The sequence below is a fragment of the Myxococcus hansupus genome (assembly GCF_000280925.3).
In the GTDB taxonomy this organism is placed as follows: domain Bacteria; phylum Myxococcota; class Myxococcia; order Myxococcales; family Myxococcaceae; genus Myxococcus; species Myxococcus hansupus.
The window spans coordinates 8,812,281-8,835,000 of the sequence record NZ_CP012109.1 but is presented as its reverse complement, the minus strand read 5'-3'; the positions used below and the strand labels follow the sequence as shown (position 1 = coordinate 8,835,000).

Below are 22,720 nucleotides of genomic sequence, written 5' to 3'. Positions count from 1 at the left end.
GAACGCGAAGTGCACCCGCCCGGAGTAGCGAGGCCCCACCTGGCGGCGGCGGTACTCCTCTCGGAATACCGCCACCCGTGTGGGAACCGGGCGCGTGGTCTGGTGGCCCTGGTCCATGCCGCTCCCTGTCTAGTCCTTCTGGCGAGCCTTCACCTTCTGGAGCTTCTTCATCCGGTCCAGGATGAGCGTGCGCTTGAGGCTCGACAGGTGGTCGACGAAGACGTGCCCGTCCAGGTGGTCGATTTCATGCTGGAGGACGTGCGCGAGCCGGCCTTCCGCCTCGAGTTCGTGCCACTCCCCCGTCTTGTCCTGGTAGCGCACCTTCACTTTGTGGAAGCGCGGGCACTTCTCCCACTCGCGCGGGACGGAGAGGCAGCCCTCCTCCAGGGTCACCTTCTCCGTCTTCTCCAGAATCTGCGGATTGACGATTTCGAAGGACGTGCCGTCCTCCCGTCCCACCAGGGCCACGCGGAGGGGCTCGCCGACCTGGTTGGCGGCGATGCCAATGCCTTCCGCTTCCTTCATGGACTCGGCCATCTCCTCAAGAAGCTTCTCGAGCGAGGGGCCGAAGTCAGTCACGGGCTTGGTGGACGAGGTGAGGACCTTGTGGGGCCAGATAACGATGTCGCGAGCCATGGTCCGCAATCTGCCATGCACGCCCGCCCAACGCCGCCCGATTCCGCACCCCAACGGTCCACCGGCGTACACCCGGGAGCAGTCCTCGTGCCCTCCGCCGGCCCGGACTCAGCGCGGCTCCGGCCACATAAGGCAATACATCCCGGGGAACGGCAGCGTGGCGCTCCGGTACAGCACCGCGTTGCCCTGCGCGGCATTCCCCTCCAACCAGGCCACGTGGACCTGCGCGCCACAATAGGAGGACGCCATCGCGGCTTCGCCGGAGTCACCCTGGCTGATGCTCAAATTCTCCAGCCGCCCCAGGCTCAAGCCCAACCCCACCGTGGCGCGCGTCATGACCTCCCGCTCCCCATTGAATCCATCCGTCCAGACCAGCCGGACCCCCGCTCCCGCCGCCACCATTCGTGGCGACAGGGATTGCACGCGGGTTCGCGACACCATCCGAGGCTCCTCGAAGGTGAAGCCACCGTCGACGCTCATCGTCAGGACGATGTCCGGCCCCAGCGCCTCCAGCGGCAGGTCCTGCCATGCGACGAAGAGGCGCGAATCCCGCGCCACCACCTGGGGCCGGGTGGAGGCCTTCGCGTCCCGGCTGACATTCACCACCGGCCCGAAGAACCGCCCCGCGTTCGTGCTCTTGCGCAGCAGAATCTCGCAGGTCGACAGTCCCGTGCCACACTCGGTCCACACCGCGTAGACGTCCGTGCCCTGCACCGTCAGCGTGTGGTCCCTCGAGCTTTCACCCAGCCCCGAGAGCTGTTGCGGTGGCTCGAAGGTGCGGCCTCCGTCGGTGCTCCTCCGGAAGAAGAGGCTCGACTTCTCGTCACCGCCCGAGCCGTTCCACAGCACGTAGACGTGCGCACCTTGCGCCGCCAGCACCACGTCCCCGTAATCCGAGCCACTCAGCTCCTCGACCTCCTCGAAGACGCTGCCCGTGGGGCTTCGGACGAAGTGAATCCCTCCGCGCTCGTCTTGGCTCGAACGAAACCACCCCATGTAGACATGGTTCGTGGTGGCCGCGAGGCTCAGCCCCCCTTCCCGCTCCTGGGTCAGCTCGAGGACCGGGCCGAAGGTCTCGCCCCGGTCGCTGCTGGAACGGAAACGCAGACCGCCCTCCAACCACGTCACATAGACGCGCTCTCCGTTCGCCAGCACCCTGACACCTCGGGCATTCACGCCGGGAATCGACCGCTCCGGGCCGAGGCCTCGCTCGGGACGGAAGGAGGCGCCGCCGTCCAGGCTGCGCTGGTACCGCACACCGCCGGCCTCACCGTCCACCCAGACCACGTGCACATCCCCCTCCCACGTGCACACCTGGGGTACCTGGTAGCCCACCGCGGTCGTGGTCAGCGTCTGCGCCGGTGTGAACGCCTGTGCGCTGGCGCTCCCAGGCAGCGTCACCAGCCCCCCTGCCGCCAACAGCATCCGCACCACCGCGAGGCCCCGAGTCGGACTGCGCATTCCTCACCCCCAGCGCCTCGTCACTCGGCGCGGACGGGCCGGGGTAGCGCGACGTCCTCGCCACCACCATGCGGCTCCGGTGCGTCCCCAACCGTGAGCGATGGGCGCCGGACAGTGGGCGCAATCCCACTGACAGGTCTGCTACATCGGGCCCATGCACCCGCACGCCCAACTCATCACTGACTTCTATTCGGCATTCCAGCGCCGCGACGCCCAGGCCATGGCGGCCTGCTACCACCCGGAGGTGTCGTTCACCGATGAGGCCTTCGTGGAACTCCAACACCACGAGCCCGCCGCCATGTGGCTCATGCTCTGTGAGCGCGGCAAGGACCTGGAGCTCACCTTCCGTGACGTCCAGGCCGATGACCGGCAGGGCAGCGCCCACTGGGACGCGCGCTACACCTTCGGCGCGACCGGCAGGAAGGTGCTCAACCGCATCGACGCGAAGTTCGAGTTCCGCGACGGCAAGATTGTCCGCCACCGCGACCATTTCAATTTCTGGGCGTGGTCCCGGCAGGCGCTCGGGCCCGCGGGGCTGGTGCTCGGCTGGACGCCGCTGCTGCGGAAGAAGGTTCAATCGCAGGCGCGGAAGTCCCTGCACGCCTTCATGCGAGACCGCGGGATTCCCTCGGTGACGACGCCCGGTGGCACCGAGCCTGCCTCGACGGCGCGCTGACACCGGCCGCAACGGGTGACGGTGGGGCGGCTCTCACGTCCGCCCCCTGGGATGCGCTGGGCTCGAGGTGCTCGGGTCCCTCATTCCGATGCATCGAGGGCTTCGAGCCGCAGAGGCCCCGTGCCCCCTCCGGCCAGCGACACCGTGCACCGGACGTTGCCCATCCAGTCCAGGAACTGGAGCTCCAGCGTGCCGTTGGCGTGGAGCAGCAGTGAGCCGTAGCCGTTGTTGCCAAGCTCAGGCCGGAGACCTGTCTCCTCTGGGAAACGGGCGCGTGTTTCCAGAAAGCGCAGGGGTGCCACGGCAGTGAGCCCCGACGAGACCCTGGGCGCCGGCAGGCCCGCGTGTCCCACGCTGACGCCCACGAAGGGGAGCGCCTGGGTCCGGTCGAACAATGCGCCGTAGGGCGTGCTCCCCCAACACCAGAGGTCCACCAGTGACCGGTGGACGGCCAAGGCCCGAAGGTCTTCGAGCAATTCGGTGTGCCTCGGGGCCCCGTCACGGTAGGGCGCATCGTGGCTCAGGAGGATGTTCGTTGCCCCTCGGGCTCGGCCCTCCTCCAGCACGGACTCCAGCCAGTCCAGCAACGCGGGCTCCTGGTGTCTCCCTGGTCCAAAATACGCCGTGTCGAGGCCGATGAGCTGGCAGCGCTCCGAGGCCAGGCAGAAGTAGCTGCCCTCCTGGACCTGCTTCGCTCGCGAGGCGCCTCGACGCTCGTCCAGGTAGCGGAAGAAGGGCATTCCTCCCGAGCGCATCTCCGCGCTCGCGTTCAAGGTCATCAGCGTCGTGACTGGGAGCAGCGGTTCGAGGGGCTCGGCCACGTGCGCGTCGAACTCGCCCTGTCGTCCCGCGTAGGACACGCCGCCCAGATGCACCGCGCAGTCGAGGCGCTCACCTCGCATCACGAACTGCCTCGCGATGTAGCGCGCGGGGTACTCCCCCGTTCCGAAATGGGAGAACAACGCCACCTCCACCGGGTGCCCTGGCGTGGGCTCTCGCAGCGCATAACGGAACCCGCTGGCCGAGAGTGCGTCGCCGTGCCTTCGAAACGGCGCCTGGCGTGAGACTCCGTGCAGCCAGGCCTTGCCGCTGAAGAGCAGCCAGCCTCGCAGGTCCGCGACTGGCTCGAACTTCGTTCGCGACGGGTCGATGGGGATTTCCGGCGTCATCAACGGGAAGCGGAAGTCCGGCGGTAACGACGCCGACGCCCGGGCCCGGAATGCCGGCTGTCGCAATGCCTGGAGCGCCGCTTCGGGCTCGCGCAGGGCCTGCTCGACGTCCTGGAGGACGTGCACGAAGGTGCTTTCGGAGACGGGGGCTCCCAATCCCTCGCGGACCAGCGCCATCACGGCGTCAGGCTCGCGCAGGAAACGCTCGCGGAGGGCGCTCATCTCCTCCAGTCCGAGGGGTGACAGCTCCCAGGCTTCCGGGCTCGCGGGCTGAGGCGGCACGGGCTTGGTGCTGGAGTATCCAGTCTCCGCGTTCGCGACAGTGGGCGCCCGGTATCCCAGCGCCGCGTAGAACTCCATCCGCTTGCGGTCCATGGGCCCATCATCGCCCGGTGGCCCGACGCCGGGAATGGCGCCCCGCGAAGGACGCCGAGGCTCGTGCAGAGATGCCCAGCGGCCCACTGGCTGGGCGCCTTGGCGTGCACGAGCTCAGCCCGTGCACCGCGACGACGCTATTCGCGCGCCCGGTCGGCGGCCGTGGCGTCTCGCGCCTCCTTCGGCTTCCGCGCGTCCCGCGGGCCGCCGTCACGGTAGGCGTAGAGCGTGTAGTACGAGCCCGTCGCATAGCCCGGCAGCTTCCGGGGGTTGAAGACACTGGTGCTCGACACCGTGCCGCCGACGAAGCCCTTGGGGACGTCCACCAATTGCATCGCGCACCCGGCCAGCACCAGTCCCGCCGCGGGCACGTCGTTGCTCACCACCGTGCACGTGCCCCGCGCCGTGAAGCCACCCTCCGGCAGGTTGTAGCGCATGTAGACATTCAACTGCTGCCCAGCGGGGAAGGCCGGGTCGGTCACCTGGATGCACGCCGTCGCCGTGCCCACGCGCTTGCCGCCCGGATACACCACCTTGACGTCACCTGGCTGGTGCTGGGGCGCGAACACGCTCGCGCCCAGCTTCACGTTCGCCGCGAAGGGCGCCGCCGCGCACACCGCCGCGTCCGCCTGCACCGCGGCGTCCTCCTGCGTGCGGAACTGCATCACCACCTCGCTGGCGCCCGCTTCCGCCGTCAGGCACAGCAGCCCCAGCCCCCACAGCGCACTCCCCTGCAGACGCGACATGCACCCCTCCGTCCAGACCTCGAGCGACCTCGGCTTCGACACCCGGACACACCCCTCCCGTGCCTCCGACCCGACAGGGCCGGAGACCGGGGGGGCCGGGGATGTGGCTACTGCCAGGACAGCGTGTACTCGGTGTCGAGTGTCCCCGTCTGGCGGCCCTGCACCTGCACCTGCTTGCCACCCACGGCCTCGATGACCGCCTGCAGCGTGCCCTCATGGTACGCGGGCGGCATGAAGTCCCGCTTCATCGTGAAGACGCCGGTGGTGTCCCCCGTCCACTTCACGCCGCGCTCGCCGTAGCTGACCGCCGCCCGGTAGCCCGAGTGCAGGTTGCCCACGAGCCGCTTCGGACTGTCCGAGGCCAACAGCAACAGCGTCTTCCCCGCCGCGGAGGAGAGGAAGTCCGTGGTCGCGACGACACCCATGCGCCGGAGCGCACCGTCGAAGCCGCCATGCTCGGGGGCCATCACCTGCGCCGCGGTGAAGGACATCTTCAAGAAGGCCGCCACCGGGTAGTTGAAGAAGTCGATGAAGCGCGTCTCGCCGCTCGCCGAGAGGCACCGCGCCACCGCCGCGTCACCGCCCAGAATGCGCACGGCGGAGACGACGCCATTGAAGAACAGGCCACGGGCCGTATCGTCCTGCGTCGCCAGGGCCAACCGCGACTCCAACTCCCTGGCGATGTTCGCATCAAGCTTGTCCATTACAACCTCACGAGCTGAGCGCCGTAGTGGACGTTCGCGCCCACCGCGGCAACGACCACCAGGTCGCCACTTCCCAGACGCACGCGGCCCGCCTCCAGGTCCTCGGCCAGAAGGATGAGCATCCCCGCAGCCGAGGTGTTGCCGTAGCGGTCCACATTGCACGCCACCGCATCACGCGGCAGCTCCGCCCGCTCCACGAAGGCATCCATCACCCGCTTGTTCGGCTGATGGAAGTAGTACCGCCGCACCTGGGGACGCAGCTCCGGATGGGGTCCGAGGACCGTGTCGAGGCACTTCTGCATGTACTCCGGATAGCTCCGCGCCACGCGGAAGCCATCCACCACGAAGGCCATGTCCGCCGGACGCATCCGTCCCGGCTGATACGGCAGCTTCAACAAACCGCCACCCTTGCGGATGACCAGGTCTGCATACGCGTTACCCGAGAACGAAGCCAGGATGCCCTGGGTCCCCTCGTCTTGCGGCTTCGCCTGGAGCACCACCGCGCCGGCGCCGTCTCCAAAGACGTACATGGACAGGTACCCCTGCAGCGTCTTCGCGCGGCCGGGTCCCGGGGGCAGCTCGTCCGTGTACACCTCGCGGTTCACCAGCGGCGACGTGAAGGCCGAGGCCACCACCGCCACCGTGCGGAAGCGCCCGCCCTCCATCATCTTCTTCACCAGGTCCAACACGTACGGCGTGCCACCGCACCCGTCGTCCACCACCAACGCGAAGGCGTCCTCGCGCATCTCCAGCCGCCGGTGCAGCTCCATGGCGTCATGGTTGAAATGCGGCGCGTCCGGCGTACACGTCACCACGAAGACCGCGTCCAGCGCCTTGGCGTCCACCCCTGACTGCGCGAGCGCCTTGCGGAGCGCCACCTCGCACATGTCCGTGTTGCTGGCCGGGTAGATGTGCCCGTCATTCTCCGGGGGCGGCACCGCGCGGCCCGTGGCTTCGTCGATGTCCCAGAGGAAACGGCGCTCGCGAATCCCAATCTTCTCCTCGATGCGCGCCGCGGACCATCCCGGGATGGCCCTGGCGATGCGCTCGTTGCTCACAACGCGTGAAGGAACGAAGGCACCAGCTCCGGCGACACAGACATTGGGTGTCATTTAATGGCCCCGTTTTTTCACAGCCTCGCCATATGGGAGAGATTCCCTGGCATACGGGGTTGAGCAGGATTCAGGCCACTTACGAAGTCATTGAAACGACTGCCCATGGCCTCGCGGGTGGATTCACCCGTGAATCATCACCCGGGCGACACTCCGGGGAAATACTTAGGATTACTGGACATTTTCGGCGCTTCACAAATGAAGCAGCGCCTCGTGAGAATGAAGCACGCGCGGGCGAAAATTCTCTCCGGGTGACTGAGCATGTCACCAGGGGTGTCGACTCGGACTTCGCGCAGAGTGAAGACAGGGAGGGTGTGGCTGGGTTAAGACAGACCCATGCGATACACAGGGGCTGAGCATCTCACTGTGAGTGTCTGTCTTCGAGCCAAAGCGTCAGCACTGCCTGTCTGGATGAGACATTCGTGCTGAATTCAACATCCGGGGAAGGCCGCCCACCCGTTGGGGGCGGCCACTCACCCGCAGGTGCAGCTCAGAACGGGATGTTGTCGTCGTCGGTCGGCGGCGGGATGTCGTCGCCACCGTAGCCCCCACCACCCCGGCCTCCCCCGCCGCCATAACCCCCACCCCCGTAGCCGCCACCGCCACCGCCGCCGTAGCCGCCGTCACTGCCACCGGCATCGCCGCCGCGCTGACGCGCGATTTCAGCCTCGATGGCCGCGAGGAGCTGGCGCTCCTTGTCGTGCCAACGCGACTTGCTCGCGTCGTTCAGCGTGCGGCGCGCGCCGTTGGCGTAGAACTCCAGGTCGCCCATGCTGGCGCCGGCGATGGGCCCGCCCTTGCTGCGGCCGTAGTTGGGGAAGACGATTCCGTCGCCGCCACCGCCGCCGCCACCGCTGCTCGCGGGCGCCGAACGCCGCACCGGAGCCGCCGCATCCGGCGTGCCGCCGATGGACATCTCTCCCAGCGTCAGCGTGAAGCCCTCGCCGCTCTTGAACGCCGTGCCAACACGCACCTGCTCCACGCGCCCGTCGGGACGACGCACCGCCACGGTGACCGGATAACCTTGCTCGCTCATGCGGGGCCGAATCCCATCCTGCCCGGCGCCTGTCAACGGAGACGCGACCTGGGGTGTCCGGCATCCCTCCGCCCGCTCGGGGTGCTCGGCGCGAAGGGCGTGTGGAGGTGATGGGGCGAGACGTCCGACCGTCGCCCTGCCCTCCGAGTGGATTGTACCGGGCACGGGTGGCAACGAACTCGCGGGCCGTCCGGCAGCCGGCCGCCCGGCTTGCTCGGCACCGGGTACGGGTGGCGCCAGGGTGGTTCACCAGCGAGCCATCCGGAGGCTCAGCCTTCGCGCCGGGAGCCGCGTCCAAACCGCTTCAGTGGCCCGGGTACGAACCTCAAAAAAGACACTCAGCCCTGGCCCTCAGGGGGCGCGGGCCATGGGACACCGACCGGGCCATCGGCGGGGGAATCCTGTTCCGCCCGCCCCGAGCCCCCATCGGTGCGCTACTGCTGACCGCTCAGAACAGCGAGCCCTGCGAGGAGCCGCCCTTCTTGCGCTTGCCCGCCTTGGCCTTCGGCCCCTTGGCGGCCTTCTTCGCTGGCGCCTTCTTCGCGGAGGCCTTCTTCGCCGCGGTCTTCTTGGCCTTGGGCGCGGCCTTGGCCCCCGCGCTCTTCGCGCTCTTGCCCTTGGCCTGCGGCGCCTTCTTCACCGCCGCGGTCTTCGCCTTGCGCCCACCCTTGGCCGCGGCCTGCTTCGCGGCGGCGGGGGCCTTCGGCTCCACGACCGGCTTCTCGACAGTCTCACGCAGCGCCTTGCTGGCGGCGCGACCGCGCGGCAGCGTCACGTCATCCACCGACTGCGCCGCCGCGTCATCCACCCACGCCGCGGGACGGCGGTTGGTGCGCATCAGCAGCCGCAGCTTCTGGTAGTGCGCCGAGCAATAGCCCTTGGAACGGCTCGGCCGGTCGCAGCCGATGACGGCGCAGGCCCGGGTGCCCTCGTCCGTGGACGCGCTCACCGGCTTCGCCGCGGCGACCCGGCCCGTGGCGGCCCGGCCCTTCACCGTGACGGTCGCCGGCGGGCGGCCTCGCCGCGCCGGAGCGGGCGCTGGCGTGGTCGTCCTCACTCCCGCCATGGAGCCCAGGCGGCTGGTCAACGGCGCCAGCCGGTGCGTCACCGAACGCAGCAACTCCAGGGCCTCCAAGCTCTCCTCCATGCGCCGGACCGCCTCCTGCAGAGGGACCAACTGCGCATCGAGTTCGCGCCGGAAGATTTCGCCAAGAGCATTCGCAATGGACATTGCTTGGGAGAATACACGGGGCCCCGGGAAACCGGTGTGAAAACCTGTGCTTGGCTCACACCAATCGTTGACCGGCGGGCGAAGCCATACATCCCGTGAGGTCGGCCCCTGCCCCCAGAGAACCCTCTAACCCCGGCTGCTGACGGTGGCCGGAGGCTCGCGCTCGGGGAGGGCGGGCACGGGCGACTCCCGCCGCAGTTCGGGAGAGGGCGTGACGGACACCGTCCCGCAGGTGCGCACCGCCAGGGAGACCGCGCCTACGAGCAACAGTGCTGGAACGAACAGGTGACCCACGACGCCTCCTCCAAGCAGGTGATGGTCCGACGCCCGGCCAACCCCACGGGTCCACTCCCCCGCCGGTCCGCCGAGCGCCCTCGACCGATACATACGGATGAGCCTGCCGTTTGGGTCTGACGTTTCGGGGCCCCGGTACACCGCCCCCCACGATGGAGCCTCGGGTGTTAAAGGAACGCCCCATGAGCCAGGCGCCCACTCCCGTCCGCTTCAAAGGCACTGACACCTACCTGACGCACGAAAGCCTCCAGGCCGCGGTCAACTGCGCGCTGACCCTCCAGCGCCCCCTGCTGGTGAAGGGCGAGCCCGGCACCGGCAAGACGCTGCTGGCGGAGGCCATCGCCGAGGCCCTGGGCCACCGGCTCCTCACCTGGCACGTGAAGAGCACCACCCGCGCGCAGGACGGCCTGTACGTCTACGACACCGTGCAGCGCCTGTATGACTCGCGCTTCAACGACGGCGACGTGCGAGACATCCGCAAGTACATCCGCCAGGGCCCCCTGGGCGAGGCCTTCTCGTCCCCCGAGCGCGTGGTGCTGCTCATCGACGAGGTGGACAAGGCGGACCTCGAGTTCCCCAACGACCTGCTCCACGAGCTGGACCGGATGCGCTTCCGCGTCACCGAGACGGGTGACGAGGTGGTGGCCAAACACCGCCCCGTGGTGGTCATCACGTCCAACAACGAGAAGGAGCTGCCGGACGCGTTCCTTCGCCGGTGCGTGTTTCACTTCATCGACTTCCCGGACGCGGAGCTGATGCGCCGTATCGTCGACGTGCACCACCCGGGCCTGGATGGCGCGCTGGCGGAGCAGGCGATGAAAATCTTCTACGAGCTGCGCAGCTTCACCCGCCTGCGCAAGAAGCCCTCCACCAGCGAGCTCATCGACTGGATCGCCGTGCTCAAGGCGCAGGGCGTCCATGACATCAAGATGGACGAGCAGCTCCCCTTCCTGGGCGCGCTGCTGAAGAAGGAGCAGGACCTGGTCTCCGTGGCGGAGGCCTTCGGCCGCGGCCGCCGTCCCCGGGCCTAGCGAGGCACTGCCATGTTCCTGCCCTTCTTCTACGAGCTGCGCCGGCGCGGGCTGAAGGTCGGCGCGCAGGAGGCGCTGGCGCTGGCGGGTGCGCTGCGCGCGGGCCTCCACGACAGCCACCTGGACGGCTTCTACCACGTGGCCCGGGCGCTCCTCGTGCACTCGGAGACGCAGTTGGATGCGTTCGACCAGGCCTTCCTCGCGCACTTCCAGGGCGTGGAGACGGCGAGCCTGGAGCTGACGCAAGAGCTGCTCAACTGGCTGGAGGATGCGCGCGAGCGGCCCGACCTGAGCCCCGAGGAAATCGCGCTGCTGGAGCAGTTGGACCCGGAGGAGATTCGCCGGATGCTCGAGGAGCGACTGCGCGAACAGAAGGAGCGCCACGACGGCGGCAACCGCTGGGTGGGCACGGGCGGCACGTCGCCCTTCGGGAACAATGGCTTTGGACGCGAGGGCATCCGCGTGGGCGGCGGCGCGGGCAACCGGCAGGGCCGCGCGCTGATGCAGGCCGGTGCCCGGAAGTACGCGGGCTACCGCGATGACGTGGTGCTCGACACGCGGCAGATGGCGGTGGCGCTGCGCAAGCTGCGGGCCTTCGCTCGCGACGGCGCGCCGGACGAGCTGGACGTGGACGAGTCCATCGCCGCCACCGCGCGCAACGCGGGTGAGTTGGAGGTGGTGACGCGGCCTCCGCGCCGTCCGAATACTCGCGTGGTGCTGGCCATGGACGTGGGCGGCTCCATGGACCCGTACGCGGCGCTGGTGAGCCGGCTGTTCAGCGTGGCCAGCCAGGCGACGCACTTCAAGGAGCTGCGCACCTACTACTTCCACAACTGCGTCTACGGGAAGCTGTACGCCACCCCGCAGCTCACCGGCGGCATCACCGTGCCGGACCTGGTGGCGCAGGTGGGACGGCACCACAAGCTCGTCGTGGTGGGCGATGCGTCCATGGCGCCGTATGAGCTGTCCATCCGCACCGACGCGAACGGGCACTTCAAGTCCGACGGCGTGGAAGGGCTGACGTGGTTGATGCAGCTCGCGCAGCACTTCGAGCGCAACGTGTGGCTCAACCCGGAGCCCATGGGGACCTGGCGCACGGGGACCATCTCCGTGATTGCGCGCATCTTCCCCATGTTCGCCCTCACGGTGGAGGGGCTGGGTGAAGCCGTCGCGCACCTGACGCGGGGGCGGACCGTGAGGGGCCTGGCCGCGCGGCGTTAGACGGCGCGCGGGCTTCATTCCCGTGCCCTCCAGGGCCGGAATTCCCTGGGGGCGCGTGGACTGGCGGACGGCCAGGCGAGCCTCCTCGCATTTGGTGCAGCACCTGGAGCGTCAGTTGCGGCATGGTGCGCCCGCACGCGAGCGGGACCGCGAGGACACCATGACAACCGACAAGCAGGACGTGCTGGCCATCAACACCATCCGCACCCTCGCCATGGATGCGGTGCAGCAGGCCCACTCGGGCCACCCGGGGGCTCCCATGTCCCTGGCCCCCGTGGCGTACCAGCTCTGGCAGCAGGAGCTCCGGTATGACCCGTCCCACCCCATCTGGCCGGACCGCGACCGGTTCATCCTGTCCAACGGCCACGCCTCCATGCTGCTGTACGCGCTGCTCCACCTGGCCGGGGTGAAGCGCGTCACGCGCGAGTACACCGTCGAGGACGCGCCGTCCGTGTCGCTCGAGGACATCCAGAAGTTCCGGCAGCTCGACTCGTCCACCCCGGGCCACCCCGAGTACCGGTGGACCAGCGGCGTGGAGACGACCACCGGCCCCCTGGGCCAGGGCGTGTCCAACAGCGTGGGCATGGCCATGGCCAGCCGCTGGCTCGCCAGCCACTACAACCGCCCCGGCTTCGAGCTGTTCGGCTACGACGTCTACGCCATCTGCGGCGACGGCGACCTGATGGAGGGCGTGGCGTCCGAGGCGGCGTCCATCGCCGGCCACCTCCAGTTGCCCAACCTCTGCTGGATCTACGACAGCAACCACATCTCCATCGACGGCAGCACGGACCTGGCCTTCACCGAGGATGTGGGCAAGCGCTTCGAGGGCTACGGCTGGCGCGTGCTGCGCGTGCCCGACGCCAATGACTTGAACGCGGTCGGTGAGGCGCTGCGCACCTTCAAGACGCTGCGGGGCAAGCCGACGCTCATCATCGTCACCACGCAAATCGCGTACGGCGCGCCCAAGCTCCAGGGCTCGTCCAAGGCCCACGGCGAGCCGCTGGGCGACGAGGAGATCAAAGGCACCAAGCGCGCCTACGGCTGGCCCGAGGACGCGAAGTTCCTGGTGCCCGAAGGCGTGCGCGAGCGCTTCCAGGAGCGCATGGGCGCCCGCAGCCAGCAGCTCCGCACCGAGTGGGACGCGAAGTTCGCCGAGTACCGCAAGCAGTTCCCCGAGCTGGGCGACCAGGTCGAGCGCATGCTGCGCCGTGACCCGCCCCAGGGCTGGGACTCCGAGCTGCCGACGTTCCCCGCCGACGCCAAGGGCCTGGCCACGCGTGACTCCAGCGGCAAGGTGCTCAACGCCATCGCCAAGCACCACCCGTGGCTGGTGGGCGGTTCGGCGGACCTGAACCCGTCCACGAAGACGTACATCACCGGCGCGGACCCGATGAAGCCGGGCGAGTTCGCCGGGCGCAACATCCACTTCGGCGTGCGCGAGCACGCGATGGGCTCCATCGTCAACGGCCTGTGCCTGAGCAAGCTGCGCGGCTACGGCGCCACGTTCCTCATCTTCAGTGACTACGAGCGCCCCGCCATCCGCCTGTCCGCGCTGATGGAGCTGCCCGCCATCCACATCTTCACCCACGACTCCATTGGCGTGGGCGAGGACGGCCCCACGCACCAGCCGGTGGAGCAGCTCGCGTCGCTGCGCGCCATCCCCGGCACCATCGTGATGCGCCCCGGCGACGCCAACGAGGTGGTGGAGGCGTGGCGCGTGATTGGCCAGCAGCGCCAGCACCCGGTGGTCCTGGTGCTCACGCGGCAGCCGGTGCCCACGCTGGACCGCAGCAAGTACGCGCCCGCGTCGGGCGTTGCGCGCGGCGGCTACGTGCTGTCGGAGGCGGAGGGCGGCAAGCCCGAGGTCATCCTCATTGGCACCGGCAGCGAGGTGTCGCTGTGCCTGGACGCGCAGGAGAAGCTCAAGGCCGACGGCATCGCGGCGCGCGTGGTCAGCCTGCCCTCGTGGGAGCTGTTCGAGGAGCAGACCCCGGAGTACCGCGACAGCGTGCTGCCTCCGTCCGTGCGCGCCCGCGTCGCGGTGGAGAAGGGCGCCGCCTTCGGGTGGGAGCGCTTCGTGGGGCATGACGGCAACATCGTCGCCATGCGCAGCTTCGGCGCCTCCGCGCCCATCAAGGCGCTCCAGCAGAAGTTCGGCTTCACGGCGGACCACGTGGCCGCCCAGGCCAAGGACTCGCTGAAGAAGACGAAGTCGCGGCCGTAGCCCGCAAAAAGTAAGGGCCCCGGACCGTCCCCCAACGGTCCGAGGCCCTCGGGCCTTTTCGGCATCCAGGTTCTCGTCCTGACAAGGCCCATGGCGCGGAAGGTGCGACCCCCGTCGCATCCCAGCCCCCCGGCCGGGTTCCCCCGCGCCATGAGCCCATCAGGTCTCTTCAACGTCGTTCCCTCCAGCCGACTCCGCTTCGAGCGTTGCGTCCCCCCGGTCGCACGCCGGTTCCCCCGAACCGGCCTCCGCTCGCGTTGTCAGGTCCTTCAGGTCCGACTGACTCTCCGCCCGGGAGATTCGCCCCCCGACGTCCTGGCCCCCCGGCCAGGTCCCCCGTGCGTCGAGCCCCGCTTCGTGCTGAAGCGTGATGACTTGGCCTATTGCGCGTGGCGTGCCAGCGCTCGGCTTCGAGGCTCCGCGAGGGGCCTCCACGTCTTTTCAAGGGGTTGGCGAATCCGAGGGCCTTTTGCGCAGCGCGGCGAGGGGTGGTGACAACAGTCATCACCGATGACAACCGTCACCACCGGGACGGCTTCGAGGTGGTGACTGCTGTCATCGGTGGCCTCGCGGCGAGCGCGTCCGGGGCCTCCTGACGCGCCGCGGTGCGCGCCTCAGAGTCCGCCGCGCAGCTCCAGCTCGCGCCACAGCGCGCCGTCACGCTCCCGCAGCAGGAAGGTGAGGCGCCCCTGGTGGAAGCCCCGGATGGGGGCCTCCGGGTCGGGGAAGCCCTTGGGCAGGGCCCAGTCCGGGGGCTGCACGCCGCTGGCGGAGATGGCGCGCTCCCGGCGCAGCTCCCCCACCTCCGCGTCCGTGAGCGTCCGCACCCGGGCCCAAGGGAGCAACGCTCGCCCGTGCAGCCATCCGCGCGGGCCCGTGGGGCCCGGGTCCTCCCAGGGACCAATCGCCGTGCGCTTCAGGGCGGACAGGTGCGCGCCGCAGCCCAGCTCGCGCCCCACGTCGCGGGCCAGCGCCCGCACGTAGTAGCCCCCGCGGCAGCTCAGCCACAGGCGGCTGCGGCCCGGCAGGTCATGGGACAGCCAGCGCGCCGCGTGGAGGTACACCTGGGAGGGCGGCAGCTCCACGTGCTCGCCCCGGTGCACCTTCCGGTACGCGGGCTCGCCGCCCACCTTCTTCGCGCTGGTGGTGGGGGGGACCTGCGCTTGCCACCCCACGAAGGACGCGAGCGCCGCGTCCAGGCGCTCCGGCGTCAGGCCCGCCGCGTCCCCCTGGTGGACGGGCCGGCCGTGCAGGTCGCCCGTGTCCATCTCCGTGCCCCAGACGACCTCCGCCTCGTACGTCTTGGGGACGGCGTGCAGCAGCTCGAACAAGCGCGGCGCCTGCCCCACGAGCACCAGCAGCAGCCCCTCCGCGAAGGGGTCCAACGTTCCACCATGGCACACCGGTATCCGCTTGCCCGGCTGCGCGGCCTGCGCTTCCGCGATGAACTGCTGCACCACCGAGAAGCTCGTGGCGCCCACCGGCTTGTGGACCCGGTAGATGCCCGGACTCAGTTTCCCTCCCACCTCGACCCTCCTGTGCCTCCAGCCTACCCCGCTTGTGGGAGGGCGGGAGCGCGACCCCGCACGGGACGGTGCGCTGGCAAAGACAATCCAGACGCGCTTGGACAAGCCCCGACAGCATTGCAAGGCTAAGACCATGGCATCGTCAGACAGCCCCGGCCCGAGCCGTGGCGACGAAGTGCCTTCCATCCGGCAACCATCCGGAAACGGCGACGCCGTGCCGGATGTCTCCATCCGTACCGGCGCAGAATCACCCTTCCCCGCAATGCCTTTCGCCCCCACATGAGGTGCTCCACCATGACGTCTTCGCTCCGTTCAGGCAGGGTGCTGCTGCCCGCGCTCGTCCTGCTGCTGACCTCCGCCACCGGCTGCAGGGACAACCCGCCCAGGCCCACACCCGACGCGGGGCCACAGCAACCCGTGGACGCCGGGACGGACGCCGGCGCCGATGACGACGGAGGAACGACGGACGCCGGGCCCCAGGCCCCCTGGGACGGCGGCTACACCGTGCTGGACGACCCGGGCGACTGGGTGGACCGGGGCGCGTTCTCCGCCTGCCGGTTCACCGTGGAGAACCCCACGCTGGAGGACTGCGTGAACCCGGCGAACTTCGACATGTCGTCCTGCAACGCGGACCAGCTCGCGGCGGTGGAGCAGCATGGCATCTACATGGGAGATGCCCGCGCGGAGCGGCTGCTCGCGGATGGCGGCACGTCCGTCACGCCGGGCAGCGCCAGCTTCCAGCTCTTCTCGGATGGGGGCACGGACCTGCTCCTCGGCATGACCCTCGCTACCCGGCAGACGACGGGCGGCACCTTCTTCATCTCCGGCCAGAGTTCGAACCCCTTCAGCGGAGAGCGCGTCGTGACGCTGGCGGGCTGCGAGACGCCCCGGGACAACGTCATCACCGGCTGCTACGTGCGCTGCACGCAGGCGCCCCGCGGCTTCTCGTCGAGCACGGGCACCTTCGAGGCCGAGCGGGCGGAGCGGCGCGGTGAGGCCGAGTCGTCCGGCGGGATGCAGCTCGTGTCCGAGTACTTCGTGGACCTGGGCACGCCGGTGGACGTCTACGTCACCAAGGGACACGCCTACGTGGTGTCCATCAACCAGGGCGTCCGCACCGGCGGGCTCACCGTCTTCGACGTGAGCAACCCGGCGGTCCCCGTCTTCACGACGTCCGTCAGCCTGCCGGGGGACTCGTACTGGAACGGCGTGTGGGCCAAGGGTGACGCGCTGTACGTCGCCAGCGCCGACACCGGCGTCTCCGTCTTCGACATCTCCAACCCGGCGTCCCCGGAGTTCATCATCGCCCTGCCGGGCAACGGCTACAGCAACGTGCACACCGTCCTGGTGGACGGGGACCGGCTGTACGCGTCCGACGTCACCGAGTTCGTCGGCAGCACCCGCGTCTATGACATCAGCACGCCGCTGGCGCCCGTCCTGCTGCAGGTCATCACCCTGCCCGAGCAGTACTCACTGGGCGGCCCCCATGACTTCTTCGCGTACGAGGGCCGCCTCTACGTCAGCAACGCCTATGGGGGTTACACCGTCTTGGACGTCACCGACCTGGAGAACGTGCAGCAACTGGGGCACTACGTCTACCCGGGGTTCGGTGGCTTCTCGCACCACAGCGCGGTGGGCACCTTCGCGGGCCGCACCATCGCCTTCGAGGGTGGCGAGTTCGGGGGCTCGCACCTGCGCGTGCTGGACGTCACCCACCCGGCGAACATCGTGAAGATTGGCGAGCACCGCATGCGGTACACCACCTCCATCCACAACATGATCCGCCAAGGCACCCGGCTGTTCATCGCCTGGTACCACGAGGGCGTGCGCGTGCTGGACGTGGCCAACCCCACCCAGCCCCGGCAGGTGGCGCACTTCAACACGTTCCGGGAGACCGACCCGCACCGGCGAGACAGCGTCTTCGAGGGGGCCATTGGCATCCGCCTGCCCGGGGACGGGCACGTCTACGTCGTCGACACCTCGCGCGGCCTGCTCATCTTCAACGAGCCCTGAGCCCGTCCCGCGCGTCTCTTCCCGGCGCGCGGGACGACCCTTAAGCTGGACGTGGACGCCCCGTGACTGAAGCGGGCGTCCACACCCTCCCCTCACAGAGGCTTCCTGAATGCTCCGTCGTGCCGCGCGTCCGTTGCTGGCGCTCGCCTGCGCCTTGTCGCTGTCCGCGTGTTCCTCGCCGGAGCCCACCCCGCCACCACCCCCGGGACCTTCGACCTATGACGGGCCCTGGGAGGTGCTGCCGGAGCGCGGGGAGTGGGTGGACCCGGGTCCGTTCGAGACGTGCACCTCTCTGAACGCCCAGGCCGCGTGCGGTGCGCCGGAGACCTTCGTGGTGGCGGGCTGCGACTTGAACTCGCTCAGGGGCCTGGAGCGGCAGGGCGCCATCTACCGCGCGGAGATTCGCTACGAGCTCTCCGTGGAAGGCGGTGGCACCCGCGCCGCTCCGGGCAGCGGCGGATTCCAGTTCGATGGCTCGGGCCGGCCCACGTCCGTCATGGGGCGCACGCCCAGCGCCTCCTCCGTGGAGGACGGGCGCTTCGTCCTCTCCTCGGAGTACGCCCGCACCCCGAACGAAGCGGACCGGTACACCTTCACCGGGTGCCACGCCCAGGGGCCTCAACGCTTCACGGGTTGCTTCACCTGGTGCCGGAACGGCACGCCGCGCTACCGCGGCTCCTTCCGCGCGGAGCGCATGACGTGGCGCCAGGGCGAGCCCGAGGCCTCCGGCCTGGCGCTGCTGTCCGAGTCCTTCGTGGACCGGGGCACGCCCGTGGACGTGTACGTCACGCACGGCCACGCCTACGTTGTGTCCATCAACGCGGCGGGGAATCCGGGCGGGCTCACCGTCTTCGACGTGCGCCACCCCCGCGCCCCAGTGCAGACGGCGACCTTCCAGCTCCCCAGCGACGGGTACTGGAACGGCGTCTGGGCCAAGGACAACGCGCTCTACGTCGCCAGCGGGGATGCGGGCGTGCTCGTGTTCGACCTGGAGAACCCGGCGCGACCCACCTTCGTGCGCAACCTCCCGGCGGGCACGGGCCCCGTCAACGTGCACACCGTGTTCGTGGAGGGAGACCGGCTGTACGCGATGTCGCCCTCCCCCGACCAGGAGACGCTCATCTTCGACGTCGCCAACGCGCTGGAGCCCCGGCTGCTCGCCCGCTACGCGTACCGTGGCAGCGGCGCCACCGGGTATCCGCATGACGCCTTCGCGTACGGCGGGCGCCTCTACATCAACCACATGACCGACGGCTTCCTCGTCGTCGGGCTGGAGGGCGAGACACCGGCGCTGCTCGGCCGGTATGCCTATGCCTACAACGTCAGCCACGCCAACGCGGTGGGCACCTTCCAGGGACGCACCGTGGCCTTCGAAGGTGGCGAGACGCTGGGCGCCCACGTGCGCGTGCTGGACGTCACGAACCCCGCCGGCATCGTGAAGGTGGGGGAGTACAAGCTGCGCGGCCTCACCTCCGTCCACAACATGGTGCTGGTGGGCACGCGGCTGTACGTCGCGCACTACCACGAAGGCGTGCGCGTGCTGGACGTGGCCAACCCCGCCCAGCCGCGCGAGGTGGCGCACTTCAACACCTTCCGTGAAACGGACCCACGCCGCACCGACGGCATGTACGAGGGCGCCATTGGCATGCGCGTGCCCGGGGATGGACACGTCTATGTGGTGGACACGGCGCGCGGATTGCTCATCTTCGACGCGCCTTGAGCTGACGAAGGGCGCCACTTCGCGGCGCTCCTGATGATTCATCTTGTTGAACACCCAGCGCCCGTGAAGCAACGCGGGCGCTGCCTTCCGATGCAGAGGTCTCCTTGTCTGTTCGTCCCGCGCGTCCGTTGCTGGCGCTCATCTGTGCCGTGTCGTTGTCCGCCTGTTCCTCCTCAGACCCCACACCACCGACCACGCCACCGGCCTATGGCGGCCCCTGGGAGGTGATTCCGGAGCTGGGGGAGTGGGTGGACCCGGGGGCGTTCGAAGCGTGCCCCGCGCAGACGTCCCATGCCGCGTGCATCGCGCCGGAGACGCTGGTGATGCCAGCAGACTGTGACGGCGGCTCGCTCTCGGGCCTGGAGCGGCAGGGCGCCATCTACCGCGCGGAGCTTCGCTACGAGAGCCAGATGGCACCCGACCGGGTCCAGGCCTTCCCGGGGAACGGTGGTTTCCAGTTCGATGCCGCGGGCCAGCCCGTGTCCGTCATGGGGAACGGGGCTCATTCCACCTCCGTGACGGACGGGCGGTTCATCATCTCCTCCAGGGCCCCGGCCTCCTACGGGGTCCACGAGCGCTACACCTTCATTGGCTGTCACGCCCAGGGCTCACGCAGCCTGACCGGCTGCGTCCATTGGTGCCGCGGCGGCACACTGCGCTACAGCGGCAGCTTCCGCGCCGAGCGCATGACGTGGCGAGAAGGTGAGCCCGAGTCCGCCAACCTCCAGCTCCTGTCCGAGTCCTTCGTGAACATGGACACGCCCGCGGACGTGTATGTCACGCACGGCCACGCCTATGTCGTGAGCATCAACCGGAGAAGGCTCCACGGCGGTCTCGTCGTCTTCGACGTGAGCAATCCCGCCATGCCCGTCCAGCGGGCCGTCGTCCGGTTCCCCAACGACGAGTATTGGAATGGCGTCTGGGCCAAGGACAACGCGCTCTATGTCGCCAGCGGTGACTCCGGCGTCCTCGTCTTCGACCTGAGCAACCCGGCGCAGCCCGCCTTCATCCGCAGCCACCCGGGCAACGGCCGCATCGACGTACACACCGTCTTCGTGGAGGGGAACCGGCTCTACGCCATGTCGCCCTCCCACAAGCAGACGCTCATCTTCGACGTCACCGAACCGCTGGAACCCCGGCTCCTCACGAACTTCACGTATCCCAGAAGCAAGGGCTACCCGCATGACGCCTTTGCGTATGAGGGGCGCCTCTATGTCAACCACCTGGATGATGGCTTCCTCATCGCGGGGCTGGAGGGCGAGACGCCGGAGTTGCTCGGCCAATACACCTACCCTCACATCTTCAGCCACGCCAACGCGGTGGGCACCTTCAACGGCCGCACCGTCGCCTTCGAGGGCGGCGAAACCATGGGCTCTCATGTGCGCGTGCTGGACGTCACCGACCCCGCCAACATCGTGAAGATTGGTGAGTACAAGCTGCGGGGCCTCACCTCCGTCCACAACATGCTGCTGGTCGGCACCCGGCTGTACGTCGCGTACTACCACGAGGGCGTGCGCGTGCTGGACGTGTCCAACCCCGCCCAGCCGCGCGAAATCGCGCACTACAACACCTTCCGTGAGTCAGACCCGGGCCGGGGAGACAAGCTCACCGAAGGCGCCATCGGCATCCGCGTGCCGGGCGACGGCCGCATCTACGTCGTGGACACATCGCGCGGCCTGCTCATCTTCAACGAGCCGTAGTCATTGCAAGCCCAAGGCCCGGAGGCGCCACCGCGCGCTTCCGGTGCCCGTGGCACGCGAGTCCTCCTTCACGGCGCAAGTATCTCCCGGAGGCCCGCCCAAGGTTCGCGCATCGCCTCGTAGGCAAGACAGCCGCCGCGCTCTTCCAGCCGGCGCGCTTCCCACGAGGTCCGACTTGCCGCCGTCCTCCGCTCCAACACTCCGCGCGCTGCACGTGGTCTGCACCCTGTGGGCCTGCGTGCTGACAGGCTGCGCCGAATCCCCAGGCCCCACGCCCGATGGCGGTGTGCCACCCCCTCCCGTGGACTCGGGCACCGCCGATGCGGGCACTGAGCCCTGGGATGGAACGGCCATTCCGCTGGAGGAGCACGGAAACCGGGTGGACGAGGGGCCCTATGCGCCGTGCGCGCACGTCGGCAACGGCGCACAGGCGTGCGAGACACTGGAGCCTTCGGGCTTCGACCTGTCGGCGTGCGACCCGGCCGCGCTCGCGCAGGTGCCCTCCGTGGGCATCTACCGGGCCCTCACGCGCGAGGTGCGCGGACTCACCGACGGCGGCACCGAGGTCAGCCTCGCCTCCATTGGCTTCGGGCTCTGGGACAACGGGGAAGCCAGCACGCTCTCGAATCAGCCGCTCGTCACGCAGCAGACCGGGGACGGCCAGTTCTTCCTCGCCATGCGCCGCGCCACGCCTCCGCTGGGCGCCTCGATGGCCCTGGCGGGATGCCAGGCCCCCAAGCCCGGCGTCATCACCGGCTGCTATGTGCGCTGCAACCAGGGCGCGTTCTCACGCAGCGGCACCTTCGAGGCCCACCGCATGACGTGGCCCGAGGGTGAATCCGAATCCTCCGGAGGACTGACGCTGCGCGCCGAGGCGCCCGTCTCCGTGGGGGGCATGGTCGCGGACGTCTACGTCACCAAGGCGCACGCCTACGTCGTCTCCATCTCCCAGTTTGGCGTCGGCGGAGGGCTCACCGTCTTCGACGTGAGCGACCCGGCCCACCCCGTCTTCAAGACGTCCATCCACATCCCCGGGGATTCGTACTGGAACGGCGTGTGGGCACAAGGCGACGCGCTGTACATCGCGAGCAGCGTCTCGGGCGTCATCGTCTACGACATCACCGAGCCCGGCGCGCCCGCCTTCATCCGCAGCCTGCCTTCGGGCCTCTTTGGCGTCCACACCGTGCTGGTGCACGGCGAGCGGCTGTACACGACCAACAACGAGGGCCGCACGGACGTCTTCGACGTGCGCGTGCCGCTGGAGCCCGTGCAGCTCACGAGCATCGCCCTGGCGGAGGAATACTCCTTCGGTGGGCCGCATGACCTCTTCGTCCACGAGGACCGCCTCTACATCAGCAATGCCCAGGGCGGGTACTCCATCATGGACATCTCTGATTTGGAGGACGTGCGCCACCTGGGCCAGTACAGCTACCCGGACGTCTACTCGCACCACAGCGCGGTGGGCACGTTCGCGGGCCGCACCATTGCCTTCGAGGGCGGTGAGTTCGAGTCCTCGCACCTGCGCGTGCTGGACGTCACCGACCCGGCGAACATCGTGAAGATTGGCGAGCACCGGAAGCGGCCCGCCACCTCCATCCACAACCTGATTCTCCAGGGCGACCGGCTGTACATCGCCTGGTACCACGAGGGCCTGCGCGTGCTGGACGTGTCCAACCCCACGCGCCCGCGCGAGGTGGCGCACTTCAACACCTACCGCGAGACGGACCCGGGCCGCACCGACGGCCTCTTCCAGGGCGCCTTCGGGGTGCGCGTCCCCGGCGACGGCTTCATCTACGTCGCCGAGTCCGCCCGGGGGCTGCTCATCTTCGAGCAGCCCTAGCCCAC

Annotated in this window: 19 protein-coding genes (1 of these 19 running past the window's edge); 8 read left to right on the top strand and 11 right to left on the bottom strand. The window is 69.2% G+C overall.

The features are described from left to right. From A176_RS34835 to A176_RS34825, 3 genes are all read right to left on the bottom strand, one after another. Window positions 1-117, bottom strand: partial view of a sterol desaturase family protein gene (locus tag A176_RS34835; protein ID WP_002640863.1) — the start only. The gene continues 606 nt to the left of window position 1, outside the view; only the first 117 of its 723 coding nucleotides appear in the window; it begins with the start codon at window positions 115-117; the stop codon falls past the left edge of the window. 12 nt (window positions 118-129) lie between these two features. After that, a complete protein-coding gene (gene def, locus A176_RS34830) occupies window positions 130-636 on the bottom strand; it encodes a peptide deformylase (protein WP_002640862.1) in 507 nt (168 codons plus the stop codon). Window positions 637-744: 108 nt separating this feature from the next. Further along, window positions 745-2,097, bottom strand: a complete 1,353-nt coding sequence (locus tag A176_RS34825) for a WD40/YVTN/BNR-like repeat-containing protein (RefSeq protein ID WP_193409820.1) — start codon at window positions 2,095-2,097, stop codon at window positions 745-747. 154 nt (window positions 2,098-2,251) lie between these two features. On the opposite strand from A176_RS34825, the gene A176_RS34820 reads away from it, so the two are divergent. Beyond that, window positions 2,252-2,773, top strand: a complete 522-nt coding sequence (locus tag A176_RS34820; protein ID WP_002640859.1) for a nuclear transport factor 2 family protein — start codon at window positions 2,252-2,254, stop codon at window positions 2,771-2,773. A gap of 80 nt (window positions 2,774-2,853) precedes the next feature. Here A176_RS34820 and A176_RS34815 read toward each other — a convergent pair whose 3' ends face one another. The 7 genes from A176_RS34815 to A176_RS39475 form a co-directional block, all read right to left on the bottom strand. Continuing rightward, the gene (locus A176_RS34815) at window positions 2,854-4,317 is read right to left on the bottom strand and encodes an immunoglobulin domain-containing protein (protein ID WP_002640858.1); all 1,464 of its coding nucleotides are present in this window, start codon (window positions 4,315-4,317) and stop codon (window positions 2,854-2,856) included. Window positions 4,318-4,454: 137 nt separating this feature from the next. Continuing rightward, complete coding sequence (locus tag A176_RS34810; RefSeq protein ID WP_002640857.1) at window positions 4,455-5,063, bottom strand: hypothetical protein; 609 nt, start codon at window positions 5,061-5,063, stop codon at window positions 4,455-4,457. Window positions 5,064-5,170: 107 nt separating this feature from the next. After that, window positions 5,171-5,767 carry a DUF2378 family protein gene (locus A176_RS34805; protein ID WP_002640856.1) on the bottom strand — a complete coding sequence of 199 codons (597 nt, stop codon included), beginning with the start codon at window positions 5,765-5,767 and terminating at the stop codon, window positions 5,171-5,173. Beyond that, complete coding sequence (locus tag A176_RS34800; protein ID WP_044890295.1) at window positions 5,767-6,879, bottom strand: 3-oxoacyl-[acyl-carrier-protein] synthase III C-terminal domain-containing protein; 1,113 nt, start codon at window positions 6,877-6,879, stop codon at window positions 5,767-5,769. Before A176_RS34800 ends, A176_RS34805 begins: the two co-directional genes overlap by 1 nt. Window positions 6,880-7,369: 490 nt before the next feature. Then, window positions 7,370-7,915, bottom strand: a complete 546-nt coding sequence (locus tag A176_RS34795; RefSeq protein ID WP_044890294.1) for a hypothetical protein — start codon at window positions 7,913-7,915, stop codon at window positions 7,370-7,372. 448 nt (window positions 7,916-8,363) lie between these two features. Beyond that, a complete protein-coding gene (locus A176_RS34790; RefSeq protein ID WP_226994080.1) occupies window positions 8,364-9,062 on the bottom strand; it encodes a cell wall protein in 699 nt (232 codons plus the stop codon). A 210-nt stretch (window positions 9,063-9,272) separates the two neighbouring features. After that, entirely contained in the window at window positions 9,273-9,440 is a 168-nt protein-coding gene (locus A176_RS39475) for a hypothetical protein (protein ID WP_002638119.1), read from the bottom strand. A 182-nt stretch (window positions 9,441-9,622) separates the two neighbouring features. Between A176_RS39475 and A176_RS34785 the strand changes: the two genes are divergently transcribed. The 3 genes from A176_RS34785 (at window position 9,623) to tkt (ending at window position 13,916) form a co-directional block, all read left to right on the top strand. Then, on the top strand, window positions 9,623-10,471 hold the full coding sequence (locus A176_RS34785; RefSeq protein WP_002638120.1) for an AAA family ATPase: 849 nt from the start codon (window positions 9,623-9,625) through the stop codon (window positions 10,469-10,471). A 12-nt stretch (window positions 10,472-10,483) separates the two neighbouring features. Then, on the top strand, window positions 10,484-11,692 hold the full coding sequence (locus A176_RS34780) for a vWA domain-containing protein (protein ID WP_002638121.1): 1,209 nt from the start codon (window positions 10,484-10,486) through the stop codon (window positions 11,690-11,692). 160 nt (window positions 11,693-11,852) lie between these two features. Continuing rightward, complete coding sequence (gene tkt / locus A176_RS34775) at window positions 11,853-13,916, top strand: transketolase (protein ID WP_193409819.1); 2,064 nt, start codon at window positions 11,853-11,855, stop codon at window positions 13,914-13,916. 614 nt (window positions 13,917-14,530) lie between these two features. On the opposite strand, the gene truB is transcribed toward tkt, so the two are convergent. Then, a complete protein-coding gene (gene truB / locus A176_RS34770) occupies window positions 14,531-15,442 on the bottom strand; it encodes a tRNA pseudouridine(55) synthase TruB (RefSeq protein WP_002638123.1) in 912 nt (303 codons plus the stop codon). Window positions 15,443-15,736: 294 nt separating this feature from the next. Here truB and A176_RS34765 point away from each other — a divergent pair, with 294 nt between their 5' ends. The 4 genes from A176_RS34765 (at window position 15,737) to A176_RS34750 (ending at window position 22,715) form a co-directional block, all read left to right on the top strand. Continuing rightward, complete coding sequence (locus tag A176_RS34765) at window positions 15,737-17,455, top strand: LVIVD repeat-containing protein (RefSeq protein ID WP_002638124.1); 1,719 nt, start codon at window positions 15,737-15,739, stop codon at window positions 17,453-17,455. Window positions 17,456-17,564: 109 nt separating this feature from the next. Continuing rightward, entirely contained in the window at window positions 17,565-19,175 is a 1,611-nt protein-coding gene (locus tag A176_RS34760) for an LVIVD repeat-containing protein (RefSeq protein ID WP_002638125.1), read from the top strand. 104 nt (window positions 19,176-19,279) lie between these two features. Continuing rightward, a complete protein-coding gene (locus A176_RS34755) occupies window positions 19,280-20,875 on the top strand; it encodes an LVIVD repeat-containing protein (RefSeq protein WP_144429672.1) in 1,596 nt (531 codons plus the stop codon). A 175-nt stretch (window positions 20,876-21,050) separates the two neighbouring features. Then, on the top strand, window positions 21,051-22,715 hold the full coding sequence (locus A176_RS34750; protein WP_193409818.1) for an LVIVD repeat-containing protein: 1,665 nt from the start codon (window positions 21,051-21,053) through the stop codon (window positions 22,713-22,715). Window positions 22,716-22,720: the final 5 nt, after the last annotated feature.

Coding starts and splice junctions, on each gene's coding strand:
- def (WP_002640862.1), bottom strand. CDS start 636: ATGGCTCGCGACATCGTTATCTGGCCCCACAAGGTCCTCACCTCGTCC.
- A176_RS34825 (WP_193409820.1), bottom strand. CDS start 2,097: ATGCGCAGTCCGACTCGGGGCCTCGCGGTGGTGCGGATGCTGTTGGCG.
- A176_RS34820 (WP_002640859.1), top strand. CDS start 2,252: ATGCACCCGCACGCCCAACTCATCACTGACTTCTATTCGGCATTCCAG.
- A176_RS34815 (WP_002640858.1), bottom strand. CDS start 4,317: ATGGACCGCAAGCGGATGGAGTTCTACGCGGCGCTGGGATACCGGGCG.
- A176_RS34810 (WP_002640857.1), bottom strand. CDS start 5,063: ATGTCGCGTCTGCAGGGGAGTGCGCTGTGGGGGCTGGGGCTGCTGTGC.
- A176_RS34805 (WP_002640856.1), bottom strand. CDS start 5,767: ATGGACAAGCTTGATGCGAACATCGCCAGGGAGTTGGAGTCGCGGTTG.
- A176_RS34800 (WP_044890295.1), bottom strand. CDS start 6,879: ATGACACCCAATGTCTGTGTCGCCGGAGCTGGTGCCTTCGTTCCTTCA.
- A176_RS34795 (WP_044890294.1), bottom strand. CDS start 7,915: ATGAGCGAGCAAGGTTATCCGGTCACCGTGGCGGTGCGTCGTCCCGAC.
- A176_RS34790 (WP_226994080.1), bottom strand. CDS start 9,062: ATGGAGGAGAGCTTGGAGGCCCTGGAGTTGCTGCGTTCGGTGACGCAC.
- A176_RS34785 (WP_002638120.1), top strand. CDS start 9,623: ATGAGCCAGGCGCCCACTCCCGTCCGCTTCAAAGGCACTGACACCTAC.
- A176_RS34780 (WP_002638121.1), top strand. CDS start 10,484: ATGTTCCTGCCCTTCTTCTACGAGCTGCGCCGGCGCGGGCTGAAGGTC.
- tkt (WP_193409819.1), top strand. CDS start 11,853: ATGACAACCGACAAGCAGGACGTGCTGGCCATCAACACCATCCGCACC.
- A176_RS34765 (WP_002638124.1), top strand. CDS start 15,737: ATGACGTCTTCGCTCCGTTCAGGCAGGGTGCTGCTGCCCGCGCTCGTC.
- A176_RS34760 (WP_002638125.1), top strand. CDS start 17,565: ATGCTCCGTCGTGCCGCGCGTCCGTTGCTGGCGCTCGCCTGCGCCTTG.